The sequence below is a fragment of the Arthrobacter cryoconiti genome, from assembly GCF_020905375.1.
Classification (GTDB): Bacteria; Actinomycetota; Actinomycetes; order Actinomycetales; family Micrococcaceae; genus Specibacter; species Specibacter cryoconiti.
On sequence record NZ_JAJJBU010000003.1, the window covers coordinates 70,055 to 97,034 of the forward strand.

The 26,980-nt window shown below is 58.5% G+C and carries 27 protein-coding genes, 1 tRNA gene and 2 riboswitches; of the genes, 13 read left to right on the forward strand and 15 right to left on the reverse strand.

Annotation, left to right across the window (positions count from 1 at the left end):
* Nucleotides 1-5: 5 nt before the first annotated feature.
* Nucleotides 6-245, reverse strand: a complete 240-nt coding sequence (locus LOH53_RS00520; RefSeq protein WP_230065766.1) for a hypothetical protein — start codon at nucleotides 243-245, stop codon at nucleotides 6-8.
* Nucleotides 246-445: 200 nt separating this feature from the next.
* On the opposite strand from LOH53_RS00520, the gene LOH53_RS00525 reads away from it, so the two are divergent.
* On the forward strand, nucleotides 446-826 hold the full coding sequence (locus tag LOH53_RS00525) for a cold-shock protein (protein WP_230065767.1): 381 nt from the start codon (nucleotides 446-448) through the stop codon (nucleotides 824-826).
* Between the two features lie 11 nt (nucleotides 827-837).
* Nucleotides 838-1,404, forward strand: coding sequence for a DUF3027 domain-containing protein (locus LOH53_RS00530; protein WP_230065768.1), 567 nt, complete (start codon nucleotides 838-840; stop codon nucleotides 1,402-1,404).
* Between the two features lie 90 nt (nucleotides 1,405-1,494).
* Here LOH53_RS00530 and serC read toward each other — a convergent pair whose 3' ends face one another.
* Complete coding sequence (gene serC, locus LOH53_RS00535) at nucleotides 1,495-2,622, reverse strand: phosphoserine transaminase (protein WP_230065769.1); 1,128 nt, start codon at nucleotides 2,620-2,622, stop codon at nucleotides 1,495-1,497.
* A gap of 235 nt (nucleotides 2,623-2,857) precedes the next feature.
* Here serC and LOH53_RS00540 point away from each other — a divergent pair, with 235 nt between their 5' ends.
* From LOH53_RS00540 to LOH53_RS00550, 3 genes are all read left to right on the forward strand, one after another.
* Nucleotides 2,858-3,553, forward strand: a complete 696-nt coding sequence (locus LOH53_RS00540) for a metal-dependent transcriptional regulator (RefSeq protein WP_230065770.1) — start codon at nucleotides 2,858-2,860, stop codon at nucleotides 3,551-3,553.
* Nucleotides 3,554-3,683: 130 nt separating this feature from the next.
* Nucleotides 3,684-3,910: riboswitch (cyclic di-AMP (ydaO/yuaA leader) on the forward strand.
* Between the two features lie 2 nt (nucleotides 3,911-3,912).
* Complete coding sequence (locus tag LOH53_RS00545; RefSeq protein WP_326832715.1) at nucleotides 3,913-4,713, forward strand: M23 family metallopeptidase; 801 nt, start codon at nucleotides 3,913-3,915, stop codon at nucleotides 4,711-4,713.
* A gap of 168 nt (nucleotides 4,714-4,881) precedes the next feature.
* A riboswitch (cyclic di-AMP (ydaO/yuaA leader) is annotated at nucleotides 4,882-5,066 on the forward strand.
* Between the two features lie 3 nt (nucleotides 5,067-5,069).
* On the forward strand, nucleotides 5,070-5,843 hold the full coding sequence (locus tag LOH53_RS00550; RefSeq protein ID WP_230065771.1) for an NlpC/P60 family protein: 774 nt from the start codon (nucleotides 5,070-5,072) through the stop codon (nucleotides 5,841-5,843).
* Between the two features lie 79 nt (nucleotides 5,844-5,922).
* On the opposite strand, the gene LOH53_RS00555 is transcribed toward LOH53_RS00550, so the two are convergent.
* Nucleotides 5,923-7,497: an MDR family MFS transporter gene (locus LOH53_RS00555; protein ID WP_230065772.1), complete on the reverse strand. Its 1,575-nt coding sequence runs from the start codon at nucleotides 7,495-7,497 to the stop codon at nucleotides 5,923-5,925.
* Nucleotides 7,498-7,571: 74 nt separating this feature from the next.
* A complete protein-coding gene (locus tag LOH53_RS00560) occupies nucleotides 7,572-8,210 on the reverse strand; it encodes a TetR/AcrR family transcriptional regulator (RefSeq protein WP_230065773.1) in 639 nt (212 codons plus the stop codon).
* A 234-nt stretch (nucleotides 8,211-8,444) separates the two neighbouring features.
* On the opposite strand from LOH53_RS00560, the gene mobA reads away from it, so the two are divergent.
* Genes mobA through LOH53_RS00575 form a run of 3 tightly spaced genes read left to right on the forward strand, consistent with a single transcriptional unit; the run spans nucleotide 8,445 to nucleotide 10,714 of the window.
* Nucleotides 8,445-9,116, forward strand: coding sequence for a molybdenum cofactor guanylyltransferase (gene mobA / locus LOH53_RS00565; protein ID WP_230065774.1), 672 nt, complete (start codon nucleotides 8,445-8,447; stop codon nucleotides 9,114-9,116).
* A 47-nt stretch (nucleotides 9,117-9,163) separates the two neighbouring features.
* Entirely contained in the window at nucleotides 9,164-9,463 is a 300-nt protein-coding gene (locus LOH53_RS00570) for a DUF6457 domain-containing protein (RefSeq protein ID WP_230065775.1), read from the forward strand.
* Nucleotides 9,464-9,469: 6 nt separating this feature from the next.
* Complete coding sequence (locus LOH53_RS00575; protein ID WP_326832716.1) at nucleotides 9,470-10,714, forward strand: molybdopterin molybdotransferase MoeA; 1,245 nt, start codon at nucleotides 9,470-9,472, stop codon at nucleotides 10,712-10,714.
* 144 nt (nucleotides 10,715-10,858) lie between these two features.
* Here LOH53_RS00575 and LOH53_RS00580 read toward each other — a convergent pair whose 3' ends face one another.
* Nucleotides 10,859-11,290, reverse strand: coding sequence for an Lrp/AsnC family transcriptional regulator (locus LOH53_RS00580; protein ID WP_230065776.1), 432 nt, complete (start codon nucleotides 11,288-11,290; stop codon nucleotides 10,859-10,861).
* Between the two features lie 127 nt (nucleotides 11,291-11,417).
* On the opposite strand from LOH53_RS00580, the gene LOH53_RS00585 reads away from it, so the two are divergent.
* The gene (locus LOH53_RS00585) at nucleotides 11,418-12,446 is read left to right on the forward strand and encodes an ornithine cyclodeaminase (RefSeq protein WP_230065777.1); all 1,029 of its coding nucleotides are present in this window, start codon (nucleotides 11,418-11,420) and stop codon (nucleotides 12,444-12,446) included.
* Nucleotides 12,447-12,540: 94 nt separating this feature from the next.
* Here the strand turns inward: LOH53_RS00585 and LOH53_RS00590 are convergent, their stop codons facing one another.
* The 6 genes from LOH53_RS00590 to LOH53_RS00615 form a co-directional block, all read right to left on the reverse strand.
* The gene (locus LOH53_RS00590; RefSeq protein WP_230065778.1) at nucleotides 12,541-12,915 is read right to left on the reverse strand and encodes a hypothetical protein; all 375 of its coding nucleotides are present in this window, start codon (nucleotides 12,913-12,915) and stop codon (nucleotides 12,541-12,543) included.
* 45 nt (nucleotides 12,916-12,960) lie between these two features.
* A complete protein-coding gene (locus LOH53_RS00595) occupies nucleotides 12,961-14,412 on the reverse strand; it encodes an alpha/beta hydrolase family protein (RefSeq protein ID WP_230065779.1) in 1,452 nt (483 codons plus the stop codon).
* Nucleotides 14,409-15,284 carry a hypothetical protein gene (locus tag LOH53_RS00600; RefSeq protein ID WP_230065780.1) on the reverse strand — a complete coding sequence of 292 codons (876 nt, stop codon included), beginning with the start codon at nucleotides 15,282-15,284 and terminating at the stop codon, nucleotides 14,409-14,411. The genes LOH53_RS00595 and LOH53_RS00600 overlap by 4 nt, the downstream gene beginning before the upstream one ends.
* Before the next feature lie 182 nt (nucleotides 15,285-15,466).
* The gene (locus LOH53_RS00605; protein WP_230065781.1) at nucleotides 15,467-16,300 is read right to left on the reverse strand and encodes an amino acid ABC transporter ATP-binding protein; all 834 of its coding nucleotides are present in this window, start codon (nucleotides 16,298-16,300) and stop codon (nucleotides 15,467-15,469) included.
* The gene (locus tag LOH53_RS00610) at nucleotides 16,287-16,946 is read right to left on the reverse strand and encodes an amino acid ABC transporter permease (protein WP_230065782.1); all 660 of its coding nucleotides are present in this window, start codon (nucleotides 16,944-16,946) and stop codon (nucleotides 16,287-16,289) included. Before LOH53_RS00610 ends, LOH53_RS00605 begins: the two co-directional genes overlap by 14 nt.
* 22 nt (nucleotides 16,947-16,968) lie before the next feature.
* The gene (locus tag LOH53_RS00615) at nucleotides 16,969-17,787 is read right to left on the reverse strand and encodes an amino acid ABC transporter substrate-binding protein (protein WP_230065783.1); all 819 of its coding nucleotides are present in this window, start codon (nucleotides 17,785-17,787) and stop codon (nucleotides 16,969-16,971) included.
* A 362-nt stretch (nucleotides 17,788-18,149) separates the two neighbouring features.
* On the opposite strand from LOH53_RS00615, the gene LOH53_RS00620 reads away from it, so the two are divergent.
* Entirely contained in the window at nucleotides 18,150-18,401 is a 252-nt protein-coding gene (locus tag LOH53_RS00620) for a hypothetical protein (RefSeq protein ID WP_230065784.1), read from the forward strand.
* A gap of 573 nt (nucleotides 18,402-18,974) precedes the next feature.
* Nucleotides 18,975-20,876, forward strand: coding sequence for an ABC transporter ATP-binding protein (locus LOH53_RS00625; protein ID WP_230065785.1), 1,902 nt, complete (start codon nucleotides 18,975-18,977; stop codon nucleotides 20,874-20,876).
* 9 nt (nucleotides 20,877-20,885) lie between these two features.
* Here LOH53_RS00625 and rarD read toward each other — a convergent pair whose 3' ends face one another.
* From rarD to LOH53_RS00640, 3 genes are all read right to left on the reverse strand, one after another.
* Nucleotides 20,886-21,782 (reverse strand): EamA family transporter RarD, encoded by an 897-nt coding sequence (rarD, locus tag LOH53_RS00630; RefSeq protein ID WP_230065786.1) that lies wholly within the window; start codon nucleotides 21,780-21,782, stop codon nucleotides 20,886-20,888.
* A 69-nt stretch (nucleotides 21,783-21,851) separates the two neighbouring features.
* Nucleotides 21,852-21,923, reverse strand: a tRNA-Arg gene (locus tag LOH53_RS00635).
* A 56-nt stretch (nucleotides 21,924-21,979) separates the two neighbouring features.
* On the reverse strand, nucleotides 21,980-22,612 hold the full coding sequence (locus tag LOH53_RS00640; protein WP_230065787.1) for a hypothetical protein: 633 nt from the start codon (nucleotides 22,610-22,612) through the stop codon (nucleotides 21,980-21,982).
* A gap of 49 nt (nucleotides 22,613-22,661) precedes the next feature.
* Here LOH53_RS00640 and LOH53_RS00645 point away from each other — a divergent pair, with 49 nt between their 5' ends.
* Together LOH53_RS00645 and pcrA are read left to right on the forward strand one after the other, a co-directional pair.
* Nucleotides 22,662-23,534 (forward strand): inositol monophosphatase family protein, encoded by an 873-nt coding sequence (locus LOH53_RS00645; RefSeq protein WP_230065788.1) that lies wholly within the window; start codon nucleotides 22,662-22,664, stop codon nucleotides 23,532-23,534.
* A gap of 89 nt (nucleotides 23,535-23,623) precedes the next feature.
* Entirely contained in the window at nucleotides 23,624-26,260 is a 2,637-nt protein-coding gene (gene pcrA, locus LOH53_RS00650) for a DNA helicase PcrA (RefSeq protein WP_230065789.1), read from the forward strand.
* 47 nt (nucleotides 26,261-26,307) lie between these two features.
* Here the strand turns inward: pcrA and LOH53_RS00655 are convergent, their stop codons facing one another.
* Nucleotides 26,308-26,943 carry a hypothetical protein gene (locus LOH53_RS00655; RefSeq protein ID WP_230065790.1) on the reverse strand — a complete coding sequence of 212 codons (636 nt, stop codon included), beginning with the start codon at nucleotides 26,941-26,943 and terminating at the stop codon, nucleotides 26,308-26,310.
* Nucleotides 26,944-26,980: the final 37 nt, after the last annotated feature.

Sequence of the window (26,980 nt, forward strand, 5' to 3'; positions counted from 1 at the left end):
CCGGCCTAGAGCCGTCGGCGGCGTGCGACGGCATGCAGGACGCTGGCGCCCATCATCAAGAAAGCTGCAGGCAGGCACAGCATCGCGATCCAGTCGAAGCCCGGCCACGGGGCCCCGCCAGCCCACTTGCTCAACAACACGATAATCAAAGCGGCCAGCGCCGCAAGTGCCAACACCACAGCGGCTATATTGAAAACTTGCCAACCGCGTTCGCCGCGGCCCGAGGATGGAGAAAGAGGGCTCATGTCCATAACGCTAACAGCGGACAGGTAGCGCACAAAGCGGCTGCTGATTCCCCAACGCGGTAATCTAGAAGGTAAGAGACCAGCTCGGCTGGCGCCTGTAGGTACCAGCTGCACGTTTCACAGCTTTCCGGTACCGCGAATCAAGTCCCGCGCAGGCGCAGGAAGAGATCCCCACTGATGAAATATATGAGGTAGAGCAAGTGCCGATCGGCAAAGTTAAATGGTATGACAACGAAAAAGGCTTCGGCATCTTAACTGCCGACGACGGCCGCGAAGTATTCTTGCGCGCCAACGCCCTGGCAGCCGGCACCGGAGACATCAAAGCTGGCACTCGTATGGAGTTTGGCGTGGCAGACGGTCGCAAAGGCGCCCAGGCCATGGCTGCAAAGGTTCTAGATCACGGCCCGTCCGTGGCTAAGGCCAAGCGCATGCCTGCCCGCGACCTGGCCCCCATTATTCAAGACCTCGTGTCCTTGCTTGAACGTTCCGTAGGATCCTTGACCAACGGCAAGTACCCGGAAGGTGATGCAACGAAGATCGCTGCCGCCTTGCGCAAGGTTGCCGACAACTTCGACGCGTAACGGTGCCCACCATGACCGAACTGCCCACGGAAACCGCCCCTGTTGCCGCTGACACTGCCAGCGCTGAAACCGGCGTCCCTGAAACCACTGCCGTTGCTGGGGTTGCGCAGGCTGCCTCGCGACCGGGTGTGCCGGTATGGAGGGTGGGAAAGCCGGATGCGTTCTTAGCTGACGCCATTGCCGTGGCCCGCGAAGCGCTCTTTGAGATCGCAACTGCGCAGGACATCGGCAAATACGTGGGTGCTCGCAGCGAAGGCATAAGGTGTGTGACCCACCTCTTTGAGTGTCTGCTGCCCGGCTACGTCGGTTGGGAATGGTTTGCCACGGTGACGCGCGTGTCCAGATCCAAGGATGCCACCGTCAATGAGGTGGGTCTGCTGCCTACCAATGATTCCGTCCTGGCGCCGCCATGGGTTCCTTGGGCCGAGCGCGTTCGTCCCGAGGACGCGCAAGATACGCCCGCCCAGGCAGATAACCATCACGAGGAAGACCTCCTCGAAGGTGAGCACGATGAAGACGGCGCAAATGAGCAAGTGCACCAGGACGACGTCGACGATTCTGACGGGGTCCGCGGCTAAGAAGCGTGCATGAGCATGAGAAAAGGTGACCTCTTCCAATAATTGGGAGGTCACCTTTTCTCGTGCACTAGTCAGTTGCGCCGGTGGCGGTTACAGATTTGTGATCACGTAGTCGATGCATTTGGTCAGTGCAGTGACATCCTCGGGCTCAATGGCAACGAAGGTTGCGATCCGCAACTGATTGCGACCGAGCTTGCGGTACGGTTCTGTATCGACGATGCCATTGGCACGCAGTACTTTTGCGACCGCGGCAGCATCGACTGACTCATCGAAGTCGATCGTAACGATGACGTTGGAGCGGTCCTCGGACTTCACTACGAACGGCGTTGCAACGCTGGATGCTTCCGCCCAGGAGTAAAGGCGGGCAGCAGAATCCGCAGTGCGCTTGGACGCGAAATCCAGCCCGCCGTTGGCGTTGAGCCACTTAACTTGCTCATTGAGCGTCACCAGCGTGGACAGCGCCGGTGTGTTGTATGTCTGGTTTTTCAACGAGTTTTCAATAGCCGTGTTCAAGTTCAAGAAATCTGGCACCCAGCGTCCCGTAGCGCCAATCCGGGCAGCGCGCTCCAGTGCGGCAGGGGAGAACAAGCCCAGCCACAGGCCGCCGTCGGATGCGAAGTTCTTCTGCGGAGCGAAGTAGTAAACGTCAGCTTCTTTGACGTCTACGTGAAGTCCTCCGGCCGCGGACGTGGCATCGACGAGGACCAGGGCGCCGTCGTCAGCTCCGACAACCCGCTGGACGGGGGCAGCGACGCCTGTGGAGGTTTCATTCTGCGGCCAAGCGTAGACATCGACGCCTGCCTCCGGCACAGATGTGGGGCGCGTGCCCGGGGCCGAGGTGATGATGGAGGATGCATCGATGAATGGGGCGTTGTTGGTAGCCGCGGCAAATTTGGAACCAAACTCACCAAAGGAGAGGTGCTGGGCCTTCTTCTCCACCAGACCAAAGGAGGCCACATCCCAGAAGGCTGTGGACCCGCCGACTCCAAGGATGACCTCGTAGCCCTCTGGCGCCGAGAAGAAATCCGACAGACCGGCACGGACTTCTCCGACCAGATTCTTCACTGGCGCTTGTCGGTGCGAGGTGCCCAGCAGGGCTGCACCCGCTGCGGAGAGGGCGGCCACCTGCTCGGGCCTGACCTTGGAAGGACCGGCGCCGAAGCGGCCGTCGATGGGAAGCAGATTGGCAGGGATGGTGAGGGGCGTTGATTCGCTCACTGATTGCTCCAAATTTCGCACGTTGGAAGTTAGGTCTCTTGGGCCTAGTGACGATTCTCCCGCACCGCAGTGATCATCCTCAAACGAGGGCCGCATATTGAAACAATTTGTTACGGGCCCGTGGTGTTCCCGTTTGCGAGACAATCAGTAGTTTTCGTCCGCTGTGTTAAGCAGGATAAAGTGAAGGGGTAGTCTCCTGCCCGGAAACTTGCCCACTCTTCAGGAGGAATCTTTCGTGACAGATCTGATCGACACGACGGAAATGTATCTTCGCACCATCTTGGAGTTGGAGGAAGAGAACATTGTGGCGCTCCGTGCGCGCATTGCAGAGCGGCTTCATCATTCAGGGCCCACGGTATCCCAAACTATCGGACGCATGGAACGTGACGGGCTGGTCATTGTTTCCGGTGACCGGCACTTGGAATTGACTCCCGCTGGCCGCGATAAGGCGACCCGCGTCATGCGCAAGCATCGGCTGGCCGAGAGACTACTCTCCGATGTCATCGGACTTGACTGGGCTTACGTCCATGATGAAGCGTGCCGCTGGGAACACGTGATGAGCGAGCGCGTAGAGCAAAAACTGTACGAATTGTTGGGTAAACCAGAAGAATCGCCTTACGGAAACCCTATTCCGGGGTTGGAAGAGCTCGGCGGGGCCGTGGCGCCATCGTTTGCAGCGGGGCTGTTCACCTTGGTGGACGCCATGGGAAGCTATTCTCCAGAGCAGTCCGTCACCATTCACCGTCTCTCCGAGCGGATCCAGGTCGACCCGGAGTTGCTGACCCAACTCGATGAGGGCGGGCTGCGTCCCGGAGCGAAGATTTCCCTAGCTCAAGCTGGGGAGTACATTTCGGTGCGTGTCCCGGGGATCGAGGGTGCCTTGGAATTGCCGCCTGAGGTCGCATCACATATTTTTGTTTCGATGAACTAAGCGCGCGGTCACTCCTCTGCCACCGCGGCAAATGTAACGAAATTGTCACGGACTAAGCTTTTACCGTATAGTAGCAACCCGGCGCCGTAATCAAAGCGTTACCAATTTTTGACACCGAGTCTTGCCTTCAAAAATTGGTTTATTGAATTTTAGGCAAGGACGGGGGAACCACCATTGGCGGACCGTGAGGTCTGTCTTGGGGTGAAGCCCGGCAACAACACTCATCCTTTCCACTGATGCACGCTCTCCGGGGCAGCGCTATGGATGGCTGTGTGCCACAGCCGGGCCGGGTCAATTAGTAGTACTCTCTGGCCCGAATCCGACAGCTAACTCCGTAGGTGCCACTAGAGAGGCAATTTGTGTCCGATGCAAGAGCGCATGGCCGCCGTCGCGCCATCACGCCGGCGATACCACCACTTCTTAGTAGTCGGCGTGAGGCCCTAGCGCTTGAGCGCACCAGCATTAAACCGCAGGTCTCGGCAGCTCATATGCTCCGGCGTTCTGTAGCCAACGGTGCGGGCCAGAAATTGGGACTTGCGCTGGCCGTCACCGGACTTGCGCTGGCTGTCACGGTGCCTTCAGCGGCATCATTGGCGGCGAATCCAAGCCAACCCCTACTTGCTTCAGCCAGCGAATCAGCGGTAACTGCAGCCTCCGACGTACCTATCTCCTTTGCCGCACCTTCCGTGTCCAGCGCGTTGAACCCCGACGGGAAGCTGAAGGCGACACTCGCTGTCAAGGCGTCCAACGTGAGCCCCCAAGCCGCAAAAGGCACACTGTCAGCTCCCTTGGCAGAATTAGTGGAAAGCTCGCCTTTCGGCGCGCGCATCAACCCACTGACTGGTGCCGTTGGCGAGATCCACGGGGGCAAAGACTTTGCGGTTCAGTGCTCCACCGCGGTTCTGGCCGCGGCTGGCGGAACTGTGACTTACGCGCAGTGGCACGAATTTGGTGGCGGTAACCGTGTTGTAGTGGACCATGGAAACGGCCTGGCGACGACGTACAACCACCTAAGCAGCATCGGCGTGAAGGTGGGCCAAAAGGTGGAACGCGGCCAGCAGATCGCTCTCAGTGGCACGACAGGCAATTCCACCGGCTGTCACCTGCACTTTGAGGTCATGGTTGACGACACCAAAGTCGATCCACAGGGCTGGCTCTAGTCCCTCCACATTCCCTCCACAGGGACTCTAGGTCACGAATTGAGCACTTTACCGTGACCTGAACGTGACATTGTTAAAAAACTGTTGTACCGTCGTAATCGCGCCCGCTTCGAATCAAGAGGGCGTCCGTGAGTGGATTGCCTAGCTCTGCCACCGCTCGTGGTCCGTTCGTAACAATCGTCTGGCAGGGGCGGGGGAACCAATATCGGGCTTCTTGCATGTTGAGAGGTCCTAGGGGTTAAGTCGCTAAAGCTTTCACTCGAAGGAACTATTCTTCAAGTCATTGAACCAAGCGGCCGGGTGACTCCCATCCGAATCCGACAGCTTACCTCGCAGGCTTTGGGAGAGGATCCTTCTTGTCTTCAAACACTGCCCTCGGGCGCCACCGCGCCGAGGTTGTTAAGACCAGCCCGATCTCCGTCATCACGAAAGCCGTCAGCTCCAACGTCGGTGGTGTCGGACGTCAGGCCGCTGTTATCGCAGCAGCTTCTGGGTTGGTCCTTACTTCTGGTATTGCTGCAAACGCAGCAACCCCCACCGTTGAGCGTGCTTCTGACGGTGGATCAACGCTTAGCCTGAGCACAGAGCTGGCCTCTGCTGTAACGGCGGCATCCACGGTGAAGATTTCCTTCGCCAGCCCTGTCGTCACTTCCACCCCTGCCGTTGTTGCGGCACCGGTTGTGGCACAGAGCAACAATGTTGCAGCTGTTGCAGCTGTTGCACCTGCCGCGAAGACAGCTGCTCCCGTCATCACGACCACGGAAGCTCCTGTTGCACAGGCTGCACCAGCAGTTCAGAGCGGCGTTGGCGCAACCATCGCAGCTGCTGCCTACGCCCAGTTGGGTGTTGAGCAGGACTGCACAGCATTGGCCTCGAATTCTCTGGCCGCTGCTGGTATTTTCTACCATGGCTGGCCGGCAGGTTACATGTCGCTTGGTCGTACGGTTAGCCAGGCAGAAGCTCAGCCCGGCGACTTGATCTACTACGCAAACGGCGGTGGTGGCCAAGCCCACATCGCAGTTTACGTAGGTAACGGTATGGCTGTTCATGGTGGATGGAATGGTCACACGACCACACTGTTCTCCGCTAACGTCGGCTCCGGCCCGGTCTTCATTGCGATCGGTCACTAAGATCCTTACGTAGCACCAAAGAAGGGACCCCGTCTTCGTGACGGGGTCCCTTCTTTGTTACTTGGATTAGCCTCTTGGCTTACGGAGAAACAGTTTCTGCGGTATCCAGAGTTTGATCCTTGACTGGTTGATGGTCAATGGTGGTTGCCAATGGGATCTCCTTGACGAAGCACAGCAGGATCGCAGCCAGGGCGAGCAGCGGGACCATGTAGACGAAGATTGGTGTCAGCGCATCGCTGTAGGCGCCAATCACGATTTGACGGGCCGCATCGGGTAGATTGCGAACAATCTCCGGGGTGAGCGAATTGATACCTCCTGCGGCGTGTTCCCCAGAGGTACTCATTCGGTCGGTGAGAATCATGGCCAGACGGTGCGCAAACAAACTTCCCACGACCGCCGAGCCCAGTGAGGCGCCGATCTGGCGGAAGTAGGTATTGGAAGCAGTGGCCATGCCCACTTGGGAATTCGGGAACTGGTTTTGAACAATCAAGACCAGGATTTGCAAGCTGGTCCCCAAACCAATACCCATCAAGGCCAAGTATGCACAAATGAGCCAAACCGGCATCGTAGCAGTCATCGTGGAGAGCAGTACCAAAGCGATGGCGACTATGACCATTCCGGAAATTGGCAGCCACTTGTATTTGCCTGTCCGGCTTACTATTTGGCCGGAGACTACTGAAGTTATTAGCAGACCCAGCATCATCGGGATCATCAAGAGCCCTGCCTGAGTGGCGTTAGCGCCCGTCACCATTTGCAGATAGGTCGGCAAGTATGCCAGCGTACCAAACATGGCGATACCCGTAATAAGACCAGCCCCGGTCGTCAGATTGAAATTGCGGTCCTTGAAAAGGTGCAAGGACATGATGGGTTGTTCGGCCCGGTGCTCAATCCAGACAAAAGTGACAGCGGCAAGGATGGTACCGGCGCCCATGGCAATGATCTGTGGAGAATTCCAGTCATACTTGGTTCCGCCCCACGTGCTGACTAGCACCAGCAAGGTGGAGGTAATTCCCAGCATAGCCATACCCGCGACATCCACGCGGGAACGGGTACGGGGGTGCTTGGGCAGGCGCAGGAAGAATGCGGCTGAAACGATCGCCAAGATGCCTAGTGGAATGTTCATCCAAAGCCCCCAGCGCCAGCCAATTCCATCTGTAAACCAGCCACCCAAGAGTGGACCGGCCACGGAAGAGATGGCAAAGACGCCACCAATGACGCCCATATAGCGGCCGCGGTCCCGAGCTGGAACGACGTCGGCAATAATGGCCTGGGAGAGCAGCATTAGGCCTCCACCACCCAGCCCCTGAATACCACGTCCAATGATTAGCCATGGGAGATCCTGGGCGAAGCCACCGATGATGGAGCCTGCGATGAAGATGGAAATGGCGCCAATGAACAAACCTTTTCGGCCGATAACATCGCCCAGTTTGCCATAAATGGGCAGCACTATTGTCGAGGCAAGAATGTAGATGGTGATGACCCACAGCATGTCATTGACGCCGTTGAGTTCTCCGACGATGGTTGGCAACGCTGTGCTAAAGATGGTCTGGTCCAGCGAGGACAGCAGCATGGTCAGAATGAGCCCGGCAAAGATGAGGTGGATGCGGCGCCGGTCCGGCGTCGTGGGTGGATGGAGCGATTGTATGGAAGTCATGAGAATCCTAGGGATGAAAGAAATGACGGTTGTGTTTGGGTCGTGATGCGACGGTGAGACCGGTGGATTAGTAGTTAGGGCCAGTGTTCGTTCTTGGTGATGCGCTGGATCAGCCGTGAGGCGCCAAGTACCAAATCTTCGCGGGTGTCTGCGAAATTACTGGTTGCCCACTTTTGCATGGTGTAACGCATTGCACCGAAGACGAGAGAAACCACCATGCGGGCCTCGTCCATGAGATCCGGGGTTTCTTTCTCGCTGCGGCCGCGGAACCTGAAGCGGTCCATGACGTAGCCGACGAAAACATCCTCGGTTTCACTGATCCGGGCTTTTTCCCGATTCAACAGTTCGGGGGTTTGTTGGATGAGTTGATGGCGTTCCCTGAAGTACTCAAGATCAGCATCGTTATCAACTATTTTTTCGGCGATCATGCTAAATAGGTCCCCAAAAACGCTAGAACCGGTGCCTTCCACAAATGCTTTAACTTGTGTTTGATTCGGCGTCGGTTTAGGGGATGAGATGTAGACGCCTTCCTTCGAGCCAAAGTAGTTGAAGAAGGTGCGGGCCGAGACCATGCTGGCGTCACAGATCATATCTACTGTGACATTTTCGTAGCCGTGTTGGAGTCCCAGTAGCGTCGCGGCGCGACGGATCGAGTGACGCGTCGCAGCGCGTTTGCGATCACGGAGGGTCTCCACTGGCGGCTCGTTGTTCAAGGTGACTCCATTACAGTGCGAAAATTTTCTGGTTGTCTTGAAGGACAGATACTACGATATATGCAGTTCCTGAAAATTTGCAGAGTATGCACAAATTGTTTTTTTGGGTATCAGGGTGTCGGGGCATCCGGGTGTAATGCTGACAGCTTTGGGTGACGCGCCCGGGGTGTGCGGGGCGGTTCTGACGGTGCGGACAGCAGTGTCATAGGGTGGGCACATGAATGAAGACAAACCATGACCGTGGGCAGGATCGCCGCTGTCGTCCTGTGCGGTGGCCGCTCAAGCCGGCTTGGTGGTGTTCCCAAGGCTGGTCTGATGGTGGACGGGCAGACACTATTAGCTCGCACGGTTGATGCTGCCCGCCACGCACTGGGTACCCCGGGTGGTACGGGCGCCCAACGCGGCGAGACAGCGCAAGGCGGCATCGTCGTCGTCGGACCTGTGGAAAGCGCTGCGCGATGGCTTGGTGAGGCTGCTCAGGATGTGGTCCTGGTTCAGGAAGACCCGCCATTTGGCGGACCGGCTGCGGGTATTGCTGCTGGCTTGGCCGGGCTGGAGGCTGGGGACGAGCGAGACTTCGCGTATGTGCTGGTTTTGGCGTGCGACATGATCGGTGCGGCCGCCCTGGCAGAGGCGCTCGTGGTAGCACTGGATGGTTGCGATCCGGACGTGGGTGTCATGGTTGAAGATGATGGACGCAAGCAGCCCCTGGCTGGCATCTACTCCCTAGGTGCACTCCAGGAGGCTGTGGACGCGGCGCGGTCCGCTGGAATGCTGGTAAATGCGTCCGTTTTCTCGCTGCTTGCTAATGTGAAGACTAAAGAATGCATTGTGCCCGCGGGACTGAGCGCGGACATTGATACATGGGATGATGCACGGCGCCACGGAATTCCTGCACCGCAGTGATAATACCGGTATTTGGAACGTCCGTGCTAGAAAAGAAAGGCTGGCACATGGAGAACAACGACGAGGTCTTGGAAGCATGGTTGGCGAAATTGCAGGCCGCCTTTGAAATTTCCGACATTGAGATTGATCTGCATGCCGTCTTGAATCTAGCGGGAGTGGCCGCACACTCTGTGGTACGCCCGGCCGCTCCTTTGACCACCTTCGTTGCTGGCCTGGCGGCGGGGTTGGCCGTTGGATCCGGTCAGGCAGGGGAGAAGGCCGCCATGGACTCCGCACTTGAGCTGGCTAAGAAGTTGGCGCGGTCCTCACAGGACGAATCCGACGCGGCAACACAGTCCGCTAGGTAGCAGCTCATGGTGTTGGGGCCTCCCGCCATGCCGACGCGTGGAACGGACGATGTAGCCCATGGGCACTCGCATGAGCTTGCGCCGACGTGGGAAGAAGCACGTGCCAAAGCGTATGAGGTGGCTGAACCGCTGCCCTCTCGCGGTGTAGCACTGGCAAGCGCCACCGGGTACATACTGGGCGTGGACGTCTGTGCCGTGCACGATATGCCGCACTATGCGTCCTCGGCTATGGACGGGTGGGCTGTCGCGGGCAGTCCTCCCTGGATCTTGGCTGAGCGGGGCAGCCGCCTCAGCCCAGGCCAGGCTGCACCGATCGTCACCGGCGGGCTCCTTCCCCACGGGGCAAAGGCCGTTCTGCGTAGCGAGTCTGGGAGTCTCTCCACTGACGAAGAAGGACTTCCAATTCTGGTGCTCGGTGGCGGAGCGCGCCCGGGCGAACCCAAAAATGGACAGCATATTCGCCCGGCTGGTCAGGAGGCTCGCAGTTTAGACCTGCTGATCAAGGCCGGAACGACTCTCAACCCGGCCCATATTGCCTTGGCGGCGCTCGGTGGTCTCGACGCGCTAGACGTTCTCGGCAGGCCCTCCGTCCAGCTCGTGTTCACCGGTGACGAGGTGGTGGCGGCGGGTATTCCAGCTCCCGGGTTCGTCCGGGATGCCTTCACCCCCCAGTTAGGGGGAGTCGTGGAGGCGCTGGGAGGTTCCGTGGTGGGGCTTCGCCGTGCGAGCGACAACTTGGAATCGATGCTCGAGGCGCTGGCGGACAACGAAGACAATCCGGCCGATGTCATTGTCACAACGGGTGCGACAGGGCGTTCCAGCGCAGACTTCCTGAGGGCGGCGATTACACAAATGGGGGCGAAGATGCATGTGGCAAACATCGCCATGCGTCCGGGACACCCGAGCCTTTTAGCCGAATTCCCTGATGGGAGGTTCCTTGTGGGGCTGCCAGGCAATCCGTTGGCAGCCATGATCGGCCTGCTGACGCTCGGCGCGCCATTGTTGGCGAGACTGGGCAGCCTTGCGATGCCAGCTACCTTTGAAGTGCCGTGCGGCTCGCCCATCAAAGAGTCCGCAGGGCCCACACGGCTGATGCCCTACCGGCTGGTGTACGGGCTGGCTTCGCCGTGCGCATTCACTGACTCGGCCATGATGAGGGGACTGGCAGCAGCCGACGGCGTCATGGTGGTGCCGCCGCACGGAGCGAAAATGGGCGAGAGTCTGCAGGCCTTCGCTTTGCCTTGGAAGTAACCCACCTCCGACGCTCGGTTACTTTCGGGGCTGTTTTTCCCGACGCTCGGTTAGATTAGGGGCTGTTTTTCCCGACGCTCGGTTAGATTAGGGGCTGTTTCCTTCGACGCTCGGTTAGATCCGAGGTTGTCGGAGTGCAAGTGATTACCGGAGCACGGAGCTGAGCAACAGGCTCGTCTCGCTGTTTTCGATACCCTTAATAGAACGGATTGTGCCGAGCACTTGGTCAAATTCCGCGAGGTTCTCCATACCCAGCTCTGCGACCAGATCCCATGCGCCATTGGTGGTGTGCAGGGCTCGAATCTCCGGCAGCCCTTTGAGCTCACGTATGACGTGTTTGGTGGCCTGGCCCTGGACTTCCAGCAGAGAGATGGCACGGATCGCCAATGGGTCAGTTTCATCACGCACGCGCACCGAAAAACCCACCACGGTGCCGGAAGCCATAAGGCGCTCCAACCTGCTGTTGACGGTAGCGCGGGAGACATCAAGGAGCCGGGCCAAGCTGGCCACAGGCTCACGACCGTTTTCGCGCAGTGCGGAAATGAGACGGCGATCCAGATCATCAAGGCTTTGCATGTACACAATGTACGCCGCGACGGTGTGTTCTGAGTAGTAACTATACGATATGTGTCTAATTTGTGTATTGATTATGCAGATCGTCATTCCGTACAGTGAAATCACCAGTGTGATTGAAAGGAACGTAATGACGCGCTTTGTGGATGTCAGAAATATGGCTAGGTGGGCAGCGACTCGCGGGCCGGAAAATATCCTTGCCGAGATGGCCGGATATGTGGAAGACGACTTCCGCCGCTGGGAGGAGTTCGATAAGAAGCCCCGCGTCGCCAGCCACACGCCTTTTGGGGTCATTGAGCTGATGCCGGCTAGCGACCGTGACACTTACGGCTTCAAATACGTCAATGGGCACCCGTCGAATCCTGCGCGAGGCTTTCAGACGGTGACAGCCTTTGGTGCGCTGGCCGACGTCCATAACGGCTACCCCACCTTCATGTCTGAGATGACGCTGTTGACGGCGTTCCGTACAGCCGCCACTTCAGCCATGGTGGCGAAGAAGCTTGCCCGCCCAGACTCGAAGACGTTGGCGCTCATTGGCGCCGGTAGCCAGTCAGAATTTCAAGCACTCGCTTTCCGCAGTGTCCTGGGAATTGAGCGGCTGACCGTGTGGGATACGGACCCGGAGGCCATGGAGAAATTCGTAAGGAATATGGCGCCACTGGGATTCGAGATCAGGGTAGCTAGCAGCGCACGGGACGCGGTGCGGGGAACCGATATTGTCACCACATGCACAGCAGATAAAGCGAACGCGGACGTCCTTACTGCGGACATGGTGGAACCTGGCATGCACATCAATGCCATGGGCGGCGACTGCCCCGGTAAGACAGAACTGGACCCGGTAATCCTTGAGCGCGGGCGCGTCTTCGTTGAATTTGAACCTCAGACTCGTATTGAGGGAGAGATCCAGCAGATGCCAGCTGACTTTCCCGTCACGGAGTTCTGGACTGTGCTTACCTCCGCAGCTCCCGGACGGACAGCTAAGAACCAAGTCACCATCTTTGACTCCGTGGGCTTCGCCATTGAGGACTTCTCAGCACTTCGATACGTGCGCGACGCCGTGGATGGTACTAACTTCTACGATGAGATTGATCTTGTGGCCAACCCGGAGGACCCCAAAGACCTCTTTGGTCTCATCGGTGCATTGGTCCCGCAAACCTAAGGATTGCAATGCCCGCGAACCTTCGGCGCTCGGAAAATGCGGAAGCGTTGGGGGGAAGTGCCCCGGTTGTAACCGAGCGTTGGGGGGAGGGGGGCTACTTCACGCCGGCATATTGACGAATTTGGCCCACGGTAGGAGTCACGGCGAGTCCGACGGCGGTGGGCCGGATACCGGTTTTCTCGGCACCTTCGTTGAACACATAGTAGGCAACGGAGGTGGTGGCATCTACGTCGGCCGAAGCATCTGCGAACGCGCGGAGTGATTCTGCCATGACCTTTTCCAGATCCGCATCCGCGGCGGCAGTGATCCGAATGCTAATGCTGGTGCTCATGCCGGCGGTGTTGTAGTAATTATTTGACGTGGACACCACTCCGGGGACGTTGCCAAGGGCAGTGTCTATGCCCTTGAGAAATTTTTCGCTGTTGAAGCTGCTGCCGCAACCGCCTAGAAGTGATGCAAATAATCCCATGAGAAGAACCATACTCAGTCTGCGGGTCAACGTGCGCATCCGGGGCTACCTCCGACCCACGGGGATGTCCACGGCACTGACCTTGGACGGGTCATCGCTGAGGAATACTTGCATGGACGGATCTTGTTCATAGGCTCCGACGGCAGGGTACTTACCGGTGTCCGCAAGGTCATGGATATAGGGTCCGGTTTCGTGGTTCTTGGCAAAATCTGGAATGAGTGAGTCGATTTTCCCTGTCGGGGCTCGATAAGGATCATCCATGGTGACCACTGAAACGTTGCTGGGGTGTTCAGCTTGCCCTCCCCAGGTGTTTGTCCCGCCTAGATCTAATCGAGGAACAATGTCGTGCTGATGTTGCGCCGCCAGCACATTGATACTGGGATCGATGGAATTGATATCAATGGGGGATCCAACCGTCATCACATTGGTGACGTTGAAATGGCTGTTGAATGAAGGATCTGACGCCAGCTGAGCGGCAATCATTCCACCTTGGCTGTGCCCGGTGAGCATGACGGGCGCATCCGCTGGGATACCTGCCTTCTGCATTGCCAAAATGACGTCCTGGCTGGCAGAGGTGGACTGGCCGGCCATCAACCTCAAGTTGCTGGTGAGATCCCGAGCCTGTCCGCTACCGTCTACGCCCCAGGTTTCCGTGCCTGGGATGTTCACAATGTACGCATAGGTACCGTCTCCTTGATCTACCTTGAGGATTCGAATATCGCCGTCCTCGGTACCTGGCAAGTGCCCCATTTGATACGCATCTTCAACCCCGGAGAAGATTGAGCTTGCTGATGTTGGTAGTTGCACCGGCCGGGCGGAATCATTCTCAACCGGAATCGGGTTTCCGGCATAAGGAGTGCCGTCGTCGAACCAGTGCGGGTTGATCATCCCCCCCGTGCCCAAAACTACGGCTAGATTTGCCCCGCTCCCCAAGGTGAGGGCAAGCTGAGAAACAAATCCGGAAATGGAGGGCGGATTGCCTATCAGTGACTGAAGGCCGGTCATGCCTAAATGGCCCAGTTGGGAGAGGAGATTTCCCGAGGCGTTGAAGAGGTTGCCGGCGCTGTGGCCGATAGTCCCCACCAGCCAGTCAAGTCCGTCCTTGACCTGGTCCGCACCCTTTCCAACAGCGTCCTTGACGCCGCCGATTACGTCACCGACACCGCCGGTGAAGTCGTCCCAGAGATTTTTGGCGTCCCCGATCAGCCGATCCAGGGGGCTACCGCCGTCGACGGAACTGGCACGTTCTTGTTCGGCAATGTTGCGTAGCACTACGGTGGCTACGTCTTCGAGGGCATTGGCGGTGCGGAGCAGCTGTGAGCGCTGTCCCGGCCATTGGGCCCGGAAGCGACCGCTGTCGGGTCCTTGCCAGCTGGTCCGCGAGACTGCCTGGTTGAGCTGGCTGCTGGCGTGGTCTAAGCGTTTAGCCGAGTCTTTGAGGAGTTTTACCAACTCGCGGCACTGCTGCGGGTCCAATCCCCACATGGTCCCGGTCATGCTTTTGCCTGCACATTCGTTAGTGCGTCATGGGCGCCCACGACTGCAAAGATGAGTTCATGGGCGATGTGTCCGGGGGGCACCTCTGTGATGGCCAGCTGGGGTGAAACGGCAGTATTGTGGGTCCGCACCGAATATAGATGCTCGTCCTTGACCGACCACATGCCTGCCCACATTCGTGGTGGATGTCCCTCAGCGGTGGACTGGACGGTCAGTGTCACGTTGGAATCTTCCCCGGCGGCCAGACTTGCTAGCGGCTCGGGAAGCGCACCAACGGGAAGCGCACCGGCTAGATCTCCGGCCGTCCCATCAGGGGCGTGAACCGGCCAGAGGCTCTCATCACCACCATTAACTTGGTCAACATTTAGTGGCGCGGCCTTGGCCGGGGCACGTACGGATGACAGGGGTGGTAGCAGCCGCTCCATGGCGCCCCACAGATTTTCCTCGTCAAAAAGTGTCACTTCCACGCTGTCTTCACTTCCGGTGAGCGTGGTCCCGGAGCTTGTTGACTCGCAAAGATGGCGCTGATGCACAGCTAGCCCGCGCCCACCGCGCACACCCATCACACTGGTGGTGCTAACGCCGGCATAAGTGGCACGGGCCGTGATCGTTATGGGTGCACTCAGAAGAAGTGCGACGGCGCCCATCCAAGCCCGCTGCACCTCGCCGACCTGGGGGGATAGTCCCAGAGTTGCCAGTTCGGCCCAGGCCGCAGAGCTGGATTGCGCATCGAGGGGCGTGGGAGCACCTATGTCGTCAGTTGCGGGGGTCAGGTCCAGGGCGTCAGCGGCGGTTTCACTGAGTACCCGCCACGCTGCGGTGCTGAGCTGGAGCCGGCGCAAAATGATGGGCCGGGTGGCGGCTTCAGGCATGTGATGTCTCCTCGGTGAATTACTGGATTCCCACGATGGCGGGTAAACGGTCTACTGGGGATAAAGCTATGCCACTTTCAGACTTTCGGCGATGGGCACGGCTACCCATGCTTGTCGGGCCAACTAGCCGCACACCCCTCACCGCGCGCATGGAAGCTAACAGCGCAAAAAAGAGTGGTGCCTCAGAGCTCATGCAGGAGACGACGCACAAACTGTTGGGTGCGTTCTTCCTTGGGTTCGCGCAGTACCTGGCTGGCGGGCCCGCGTTCCACCACGACGCCGTCGGCCATGAAGACCACCTCATCAGCTGTCTGCCGGGCGAACGCAAGCTCGTGAGTCACGATCACCATGGTCCAGCCTTCGTCGGCTAGTTCTTTGATGACAGCTAAGACATCGTCCACCAGCTCCGGATCCAGCGCTGAGGTGGGTTCGTCAAAGAGCAGCAACTGCGGCTTCAAGGCCAGCGCCCTGACAATGCCCACACGTTGTTGTTGGCCGCCGGAGAGCTCGAAAGGGTGAGCGTCTTTTTTCTCCAACAACCCCACCCGATCCAGCAGGCGTTCTGCCTCCGCAATGACTTTCGCGCGCGGGCGCTTCTGAACGCGGATGGGTCCTTCAATCACGTTTTGCAGCACACTCATGTGGGGGAACAGATTGTAATGTTGGAACACCATGGCGCTGCGATCACGCAGGGCCGCAACTTCCCGCGGACTCACGGTGGCGCTGAAGTCCAGAGTTAGCGGCGGAAGGTTATGTTCGACGCCGGAGGGCTCGTCCTTGCCAGCGGAACCATCCGCTGTGGTGTGGCTGGCACCGACGGTGACCGAGCCGGCGTCGGGCGTCTCTAATCCGTTGAGTGAGCGCAAAATGGTGGTCTTGCCAGACCCTGACGGACCGATAAGGGCAACAACTTTGCCGCGGGGAACGTCCAAGTCAATGCCGCGGAGGACTTGATTGGTGCCGAATGATTTACTCAGGCCGCGAACCTGAAGGACGGGTGCATCAATGGGCGACATAGCGGTCCAGCCTCTTTTCAAGTTGTGACTGCGCCGTGGATAGGGCCAGGCAGATCACCCAGTAGATGAGGGCCGCCTCTAAATACAAGAGCATGAATTCTTGGCTGAACGCTGCCACCTGCTGGGCCACACGGAACATTTCCGTGACCAGAATCAGCGACGCCAGGGACGTGTCCTTGACGAGAGAGATGAACGTGTTGGACAGCGGTGGCACGGACACGCGGGCAGCTTGAGGCAAGATGATGCACAGCAGGGTCTGGCTGCGAGACATGCCGATCATGTGCCCGGCCTCCCACTGTCCGGCCGGGACCGAAAGGATGGCCGCACGGATGACTTCGGCCGCATACCCGCCCACATTCAAAGAGAACGCGATGATGGCACTGGGCCAAGGATCGAGCTTGACGCCGATGGCCGGGAGCCCATAAAAAATCACAAAAAGCTGGACCAGCAGTGGTGTGCCGCGGATGACCGAGACATAAAACTGTCCCACACCGTTGGCTACCTTATTGCGGCTGATGCGCAGCATGGCAACGAGCAATGCCAGTATCAGTCCCAGGATAAAAGAGGACAACGCCAGCGGAATGGTGCCCTGGATGGCGCCCAGCAGTAGCGGACCCAGCGAACTCCAAAACAAGTCAAACCCCATGATGAGAACCTTAGCCCAGTGGTTACTTGCTCACGTCTTCGCCGAAGTACTTTTTACTCAACGTGCTTAGGGTTCCGTCAGCGCTAAGATCCTTCACCGCGGTATTGACGGCGTCAGTGAGAGCGGTGGAGCCTTTCCGGAAGGCAAAAGCAGACTCTGAGGAGTCCTTCGTGGTGGCTGCGATCTTCAGGCCGGAGTTCGGATTGGTCACTTGGTAGTCCAAGAAGGTCAACTTGTCGTTCACGATCGCATCCACACGGCCGTCCTTCAACAAGGTCACGGACTGGGCCCAGCCCTCAACGTTCTCCACCTTGGCCCCGCTTTCGGTGGCAAGCGTGTACCAATTGCTTGTGAGCGACTGCGCAGTTGTTTTGTCCTTCAGGTCCGCAAAGGACTTGATGTCCGAGTTGGCGTCCTTGGTGATAATGACGCCCTGGGAGACTGTGTAGGGGATGGAGAGATCGTATTTTTGTTGCCGTGTGGGATTGATCGTGACCTGGTTGGCGATCGCGTCAAAGCGTTTGGCTTCCAAGCCAGCGAAGATGGAATCGAACTGGGTCTCTTCGAATTTGGCTTTGACGCCCAGCTTCTTCGCCACAGCCGTGGCAACCTCGACGTCGTATCCGGTCAATTCTCCGGCGCCACCTTGGTGAAAGCTGAATGGCTTATAGGTGCCCTCTGTAGCAAAAACGATCTGGCCAGCTGATTTCACCGAGCTAAGCGAGGTATCCCCACCGGCTGCCGCTGAGGAATCGCCGCTGCCTGTTGCTCCACCACACGCGGCAAGGGCGATCGAAGCCGCTGCGAGCGTGCCGAGTATTCCAAAGGTGCGACGATTCATTTTCAGTGTTCCTTGTCGTGAAATTTTTTCGATTGCTGCGAAAACGTTGGGCCCCACGAGGGCTTGTCCGCCACGCTACCATCGTGGAACGCGGTTTCATGAGGGAATATTTCACCGTGTTACATCCATGGCAATGATGAGATTTGACTCACACTGTGATACTGAGATAGGCGCGGGTGAGTTGTGTGGATGCTATGGCCTTGTGGCGGCGTTTTTTTTGCTGAAGGGCGCCTCTATGCCGAACAGCATGACAGTAAGAGATCTCCATGAGTTCCCGGAATAATAGGGGCTCAATTAAGCTGAAGCTGTTAGAGTATGAAATAGATCACTAAATTCTCCCTCGTCTCAAGGAGTTGGCGGCAGTGAAGGAATTTCGAAATATCCCCCGGTGGGCGTTGATATTCTCCTCGTGCGTGGCCGTCGTGGCAGTGACATTTGTGATTATTGGAATATTCGATGTTGTGATGGGGGCGGGCACCGATAAGGTTTCCTTTGATGCCCTGGCCGCTGCAGCATTTGCTCTTGGTGCGTGGTCCATTGCAGTCAAAGGAAACCCTGAGCTTTCCAGACGCCGAGATGGTGCACCCAACCGTCGTAGTCCCCTCGACTGGTAAGCAACCGTTCGGTGTTCCTTGCGGGAGTCATTCCCTGTGCGTTCTCGAGCTTAATGCCCGCACGTGCAATGAAGTTCTCTCACACTGCTTCGGAGAATGATTCTCCGTCGCCAACGCTGAACCAGCCGACTGCTTCCTAAGCTGAGCTCGCTACTTTGGAGTTCCCAGGCATCGAACATCCCGTAGACAGAGCAGACGAGACCACCAGGTGTTCGTCCTTCGCGACCACGACTGTTAACAGTGCAGAAAAGACCAACACAAGCATCGCGGGTGAGTGAAATGGTGCTGACCACTCTAGGGTCCAGCAACTGGCTGTGAGCAAGTAGTCCGGCACTCGTTGGATAAGGACACCGAGATGACGGTTGGGATTGATGTAGCGAACGCTAGATTAATCTCCTCAGATTCTGCCTCGGGCAGCATTCATGGAACCCCGCAGCGCAGTCTGAGAACTGCGCCATCTAAGGACGCTGGCTGGGGAGCGCATGGAAGCCGTCAGAGGAGCGCGGGAATATCCCAGAGCGCCTAGGGGCTTAAGCTGATGGCTTGGCTCAACACAATTGAAGGATCACACATATGAGTATGGAAGGCGCCGCTTGGAGCTCGCTCTGGGGCACCATGCGGTCCGAGAAATCCAATAGCGGGATTTCTAAAGACACGGTGCGCCGGACAATACTTTTTGCCAAGCCCTACGGCCGCAAACTGCTCTTGTTCGTAGTGCTCTCTGTAGCGTCTGCAGCGCTCGCCGTTGCCACGCCGGTACTTGCGGGACAAGTGGTTAACGCGATCGTCGCCAAATCTGCCGTAGATGTGGTGGTTCGCCTCGCCGTGCTCATTGCCGTGGTGGCGGTGCTGGATGCCGGGTTGTCATTGATGATCCGCTGGATTTCGGCAAATCTGGGTGAAGGCGTCATTTTGGATCTGCGGACATCAGTGTTCGATCACGTCCAGCGGATGCCGATAGCGTTCTTTACGCGCACCCGTACCGGGGCGCTGGTCAGCCGCCTCAACAACGACGTCATCGGTGCCCAGCAGGCGTTTTCTGGGACGTTGTCAGGGATTGTCTCCAACTCGGTGCAACTGATCCTGACATTGATCGTCATGCTTAATACGTCCTGGCTAGTAACTTTGCTGGCGCTGGTGCTGCTGCCAGTCTTCCTGCTCCCAGCCCGCCGTTTTGGTTCCCGACTGGCCGGACTGCGCCGCGAGGGTGCGGATCTGAATGCCGATATGAGCACGCAGATGACAGAACGCTTTTCTGCTCCTGGGGCGACGCTCGTGAAACTGTTTGGCCGGCCCGCGGAGGAATCACGTGAGTTCGCCGCCCGCGCTGACAGGGTTCGTGAAATTGGTGTGCGTGCCGCCATCTTACAATTCGTGTTCTTCACGGCTCTCATGCTGGTCTCCGCTTTGGCGCTGGCCCTCGTGTACGGGGTGGGAGGCACGTTGGCGATCGGCGGCGCACTAAACGCCGGCGACGTCGTCGTCCTGGCTCTGCTGTTGACGCGCCTGTACGCACCTCTGACGGCGTTAGCGAACGCCCGCGTGGACATCATGAGCGCCTTGGTCAGTTTTGATCGAGTATTTGAGATTCTGGACTTGAAGCCGCTGATCACCGAGAAAGCCGTCACCACCCCGCTGCAACCCGGGCCGGTGGGTATTGAATTCGCTGATGTTCGCTTTGCCTACCCATCCGCCCAGAAGGTCTCCTTGGCGTCCCTGGAGGATGTTGCCGTGTTGGACACCCGTGGCGGGGAGGAAGTGCTCCACGGCATCTCATTCCGGGCCGAACCAGGTCAGACTGTGGCGCTGGTAGGATCCTCGGGAGCGGGCAAATCAACCATCGCCCAGCTGCTCTCTCGCCTGTACGACGTCGATTCCGGTGCCGTGCGCATTGGCGGAACCGACGTGCGGGACCTGTCCTTTGACGGACTGCGTGCCGCGGTTGGCATGGTGACGCAGGACGGGCACCTGTTCCATGAGTCCATCCGATCCAATCTGCGCTTAGCCAAGCCGGATGCCACGGATGCTCAGATTTGGGATGTGCTGCACCGTGCCCGGCTTGAAGACTTCGCTCTGGCCTTACCGGACGGCCTGGACACCGTGGTGGGCGAACGCGGTTACCGGCTCTCCGGCGGGGAACGTCAGCGCCTGACCATTGCGCGATTGCTACTGGTCCAACCCGCGGTTGTTATTTTGGATGAGGCCACGGCTGCACTGGACTCTACGAATGAGGCCGCCGTTCAGGCAGCCTTGGGTGAAGCGTTGGCGGGGAGAACTGCTGTGGTGATTGCCCACAGGCTTTCCACCATCCGTTCAGCTGATTTGATCCTGGTGGTTGAGGCGGGCCAGATTGTAGAACGGGGAACTCACGATCAACTCATAGGCAAGGGTGGTCGATACGCCGAGTTGCATGACACCCAGTTCGCCCAAGCTGTTGCCGCCGTCGTGGATGCCGAATTGCCGGAGAACGGGTAGCGGCCCGGGTCAGCGTGGCCGGCGCAAACGCGGGGCACGGCGGCTGTCCACCCCCAAGAAGATTAGCGCTAAGAGAATCGGCCCGTAAGTGAGCAGCGCTGACCAGCCCAGCGTCTCCCCGAGCAGGACTGAAACTCCTACCAGCAGCAGCGGCTCCACATAACTGAGCAGCCCAAATAATGATAAAGGCAGCCATTTGCTGGCCAAGAGGTAAAGCACCATAGCTAAGCCGCCCAGTATGCCAATGGCTATAGCGCCGACCCATCCGGTGGCGGCTGCGTTGCCGGAGATACCGTGCGGTCCACTGAGAATGTAGAAGATTCCCACGGGAAGCAGAAGCAGTAGCTCGACGGCAAAAGCGCCCAAGTTGTCAAAGCCGTATTTGCGGCGTAAAACAAAATACACGGGATAGCCCAAGCAGACCACAAGGGTAGGCCACGCGAGCCCTCCGCCAGAGACTGCCTGATGGAGAACGCCCAAAGCGGCAGCTGCGACGGCCAACTTGCGTAAAGGGCTGAGCCGGTCCGCGAAGAAGAACCGCCCTGCGATCACCATGGTGAGCGGCAGTAGGAAGTAGCCAAACGCTACGGACATCGCCATCGCATGCAGTGGTGCCCACATAAAAAGCCATAGCTGCACCCCGACGATGCCGGCAGCACAGATACCGGGCAGGATCAGCGTGGGCCGGAAGCGAACCCTAGAAAGTAGCGTCCTAACCTCAGCCCGGCCCCATGGAACAAAAGGCAGAATGAGGGCAAGCGTGCCCAAGGTCAAAACGACCCGCCAGCCAAATATTTCTTCGGAGCCCCAGTCAGAGAGTGAACCGGCAATGAGGAAGATCACGGCGAACAGTGCTGAGGCCGTGACGGAAACCGCCACACCACGCCGCGCTGAGCCAGTACTCATTCGATGGCCCTCGTCCACGAAGAAGGCCTGCAAGCGGCTTCAGTCGCAGACCGGAATGAAAAAACAAAGTGCCCCCGCCGGGGATCGAACCCGGATTTGCCCTTTAGGAGAGGGCCGTCTTATCCATTGGACTACAGAGGCGCATCATCCAGCCTAGCGGAAGCCACAATCAAGAAAAAACCGGAAGCTGTGGGGGACTAATTGATGGGGGCAGCCGCAATCACTTTGGGTTTGCGGCCCAGGAACAGTGCCACGCCAAGCGCGAGCAGGCTTGCGATCAACAAGAACCACGAAGCCGTGACCAGAGTCGAAGCTACGGTGACCGTCCCGGCGTCCAGCTTCTGGGCACCGAGCATGTTGTCAATACTGATGTTGGCCCAAATCTGGATGCCGGCAAACAGGATCGGGATGGCCCACAGGAACCAGCGCAACCACTTTTTGGCGACATTCATGGCAATCATGGTCATGGCGGTGAGACCAAATACCAGGGGAAAGAGCATCCCGGCAGTCTTGTGGACAAATTGCAGCTGACCTAAGGCATCCGAATTCAAGGCATCCCTCAGCGCCTGAATATGAGCCAAATCAAAGCCAAAAACCATGGAATCAGGCATGGCCAGCCCGCCAGATAATTCGGTCATCTGGTTCAGGGTCAAAATGTGGAAGTACCAAAACAGGAACAAGCTCGCCACGGAACCGGCAATGAGGATCAGATTTGCATTGCCCTGCGCCTTTTGAGGGGAACGCGCAGTACTCGCGTTGATGACCGGTTTGCTTGGCGGGGTAGCCTGCTGGCCATATTTGGCGGCGCGTTGGGCGGGAGTTTTAGCCATGTTCCCATTATGACGGAGAACGGCCGCCGACCCGCACTAGTCTGGTTGCATGGCCACAATTCTCAGCTCCACTTTGAGTGACGCGGACCTCGCCGCACTTCTTGTCCACAATGCCGGCAACCTGGCTCTGACCATGCGCTCTCAGGATACGCAGGCGCTGCGCGAAAGCGCCACGGAGAAAAATAGTGTCTCCGACATCGTGACCGCCGCCGATCTTTCCGCGGAACTCTACGTTTTTGAACAACTGCGACGCTTCCGCCCAGATGACTCAATAGTTGGTGAGGAGGGTGGGGGATACACGGGAACCAGTGGTCGGACGTGGGTGATCGACCCCGTGGACGGCACCTACAATTTCTTCAGCGGCTCCACTTACTGGTGTTCAGCGTTGGCCCTATGCCCTGCCACGCCGGACGACGCCGTCAGTTCCGCAACATCAGATGGCACCGCAGCGCTGTGGGACGACGAACCGCTCATTGGTGCCATTTACCAGCCCCAAGAAGACAAATTATGGCTCGGGGGGAGCAGCCAAAAAACAACACTCAATGGCATGCCGGTCGGTGTTGACCCGCGTGCTGAGATCGGCCAGCTATCAGCCGGGACGTATCTTCACCCCACCTGGTTTGCCGGGGAAAAGGCCGGGACCCCCTGGCGCAATGCCGCACAGCTGCCCGCCACACTGCGCATGCTCGGCTCTGGCTCCTGCGATCTTGCTCGTGTGGCGCAGGGAGAGCTGGGTGTGTGGTTCCAGCACAGCTGCCCGGCGTGGGACTGGCTGCCCGGCAAAGCGATCGTGCGTGCGGCAGGTGGGGAGACCGGCGTCGTGCGGGTCAACGGTCTTGACTGGTTTGTTGCCGGACCGGCGGAAGCTGTGGCAGCCATCATGGCGGCTTTGGCGGCTGGAACCACCGTCGACCCACATTGAGTGGATACCCGGGAAGGGGCGCGCGTTATCCACAAGCGGGCGAGTGAAACTTCGGGCTAGAGCCGTGGCCAACTAGACTTGGTGGCACCATGGACATGTTGTTTGACCCCTACGCCAAAAAGCCCACAGCGCATACTGCCGCCAGCCTCCCTGCCGCAATTCCGCTGTGGGAACACTCCGACCACGATGACCCTGGAGCTGACGCGCCAGAATTCGGAGAGGTTGCACCAGACGGTGAGCACGTTTCTGTTGCTGACGGGGTGGTCGGCGCGAGCAGTTTGCGGCAGGCCGGCGGGAACAGCACCGGAGCCCCCGCCGCGACGCTTAGCAGCCGTTGGCCTGCACCCGCTTCACTGCTGGAAGGGATGAATCCGCAGCAGGAAGCCGCAGTGGTCCATGCCGGGTCCCCGCTGTTGATAATTGCTGGAGCTGGCTCCGGAAAAACACGTGTCCTCAGCCACAGAATCGCCTATCTGCTGGCTACAGGACGCGCCCATCCGGGCCAGATTCTAGCTATCACATTCACCAACAAGGCTGCCGCGGAAATGCGTGAGCGCATCACCGGGCTCATTGGCGAGCCAGCCAAGACGATGTGGATTTCCACGTTTCACTCCTCCTGTGTGAGGATCCTGCGCCGCGAGGCCAAAACGATCGGCCTGAACTCCAACTTTTCCATCTATGATTCCGCTGATTCATTGCGTCTGATCACGCTAGTGGCCAAGGGCTTGGATCTTGACCCGAAGAAGTTTGCCCCCAAGGCGCTCATGCATAAGATTTCGGCGTTGAAGAATGAGTTGATCGACGATGACGAGAACTCCCTCAAGACCAACTTTAACGAACCGTTCGAAGCGGCGGTAGCCGAGGTCTATAAGGGGTATGCGCAACGTTTGCGCCAGGCTAACGCCATGGACTTCGATGACCTCATCGCCCAGGTGGTTTATATGTTCCGGGCGTTCCCCGGCGTGGCCGATTCCTACCGGCGCCGCTTCCGCCACGTTTTGGTGGACGAATACCAGGACACCAACCACGCCCAGTACGCGTTGGTGCGGGAAATCGTGGGACAAGAAACGGGAGCGGTCCCATTTCAGGGTTCCGTGCCCCTTGAGCCGGGCGAACTGACAGTCGTCGGTGACTCCGACCAGTCCATCTACGCGTTCCGTGGTGCGGATATCCGCAACATTGTGGAGTTTGAAAAGGATTATCCCTCCGCGGCCACTATCAAGCTAGAACAAAACTACCGTTCGACTCAGAACATTCTCAGTGCGGCCAATGCTGTGATCTCCCGCAATCCCAACCGTCGGGAAAAGCGGCTGTGGACGGCGGAGGGCGATGGGGAAAAAATTGTTGGATACGTTGCCGAATCCGAGCATGATGAAGCCCGCTTCATTGCCAAGGAAATTGACCGACTTGCGGATGAGAGTGATCTGCGTCCAGGCGACGTCGCCATTTTCTACCGCACCAATGCGCAGTCACGTGCCATAGAGGACATTCTGGTCCGCGTTGGTCTTCCGTACCGAGTGGTGGGCGGTACGCGCTTTTACGAGCGCAAGGAGATCAAGGATGCGCTTGCCTACCTGCGTGCCTTGGCAAATCCGGACGACGACGTCAATTTGCGCAGGATTCTCAACGAACCCAAACGAGGTATCGGAGACCGTGCCGAAGGGGCCGTGGCAGCACTGGCCGACCGCGAACGGATCTCCTTCTTTACGGCCCTGAACCGTGCTGATCAAGCTCCGGGAATCGCTTCCCGTTCTCTGAATGCGGTGAATACTTTTGCCAAGATGATGGCAGATCTGGGTGAGGTGGCTGCAAGCTCGGGCCCGGCCACGGTGTTGGAAGCAGTGTTGGAGCAGAGCGGGTATCTGCAAACGCTGCGTTCTTCCACTGACCCCCAAGATGAGTCCAGGGTGGAAAACCTGGCAGAACTGCTCGCCGTCGTGCGGGAATTTGAGAAGGAAAATCCTGTAGGGCCGGACGAAAACCCTGGAGGCACCCTCGCTGCTTTCTTGGAGCAGGTCTCTCTGGTGGCTGATGCCGACCAGATCCCAGACGCCCCGGGCGGCTCACAGGCCGACGCCGCGGCCGCGGTAGCCGAGGCAAAGCGTTTAGGCGTTGTCACCTTGATGACGCTGCACACTGCCAAAGGCTTGGAATTTCCTGTCGTTTTCCTCACTGGCATGGAGCACGGATTGTTCCCGCATTCGCGCTCCGCTACCGACCCCAAGGAACTCGCTGAGGAACGCCGGCTTGCCTATGTTGGACTGACTAGGGCCCGTAAACGGCTCTATTTGACCCGCTCCGAGGTGCGCAGTTTGTGGGGACAGAGCCAATATAACCCCGCCAGCCAGTTCATCGATGAGATCCCCGTTGAATTGATCGACTGGAAACGTGAGGGCACAGCGCGCATAGCGCCAACCATGGGAGGTGGCTTCGGCACGAGCCGATACTCTGGCTCGTCATGGGGAGCGGGCACTGCTGTAGGCGGACGGGACACCGGTCACCTGCCGCCGAGTATCTCAGCGCGCACCGCTGCAGGCCGCGTGCAGCCGCAAAAGGAAGTGATTTCCGTCAGTGTGGGTGAGCGCGTCAACCATACGTCGTTTGGCGACGGCACTGTGCTGGAGATCCAGGGGGCGGGGGACAAGACGGTGGCAAAGGTGCGCTTCGAGATTGGCGAAAAGCGTCTGTTGCTGCGCTATGCGCCGGTCACGAAGCTGGATTCCTGACGTTCACAGCAGTCTGGGCTGCAGTGGGGTAAGAGCCCAGCGGGCGCTTAGGCCCACGACCACGTTTTCAGCACGGAGTCGCAGAGGGCATCACGGTCGGCTTGGGAGACGGTGGTGCTGAAAGAGAACGTCGTGATGAATGTTTGCTCGCCGTGTGTCTGATAAAACTGCTCGATCTGATATTTGGCTCCGCTATGGGAAAACATGGCGGAAAGATGGGCGGACTCGGACCCGGCCACAGTGGTGCGAGGGCGAATTACCACGTCTGTGGCTCCGGCGTCCTTGATTTCTTTGACGCCTTGGGACTCGACCTGCTCAGGTGTAACTTTCCCCGCTGGTGAGAGCAAAACATTGACGTTATCGGCAAACCCGTCGGTGTCGTTTCGGTTCACCACCACTACGTCCAGTCCCTGCTGGGCCGGGTCCTGGTCTGGTTTGGTCCAGCCCTCGGGGACCACGATGCTGTATCCGGAACCGGTTATTTTATCTCCCGAAGCCGGTGCGGCTCCAGGATCGGAGGCCTGCGGATTGTTGGATTCCACGGACCGGGCGCCACTGGACTCGGAGGCCTGCGCCACAGTGGAGGAAGTCTGTGAGGAACTGGCGGAGGTAGTGGATGAACACCCCGCGAGTGCAAGAGAAGCGGCAAGTGCGATTACGGAGACGTGCAAGAGTCTGGGCATTGCCTTAGAGTACCAATGGCTATCGAATGGAACAAGT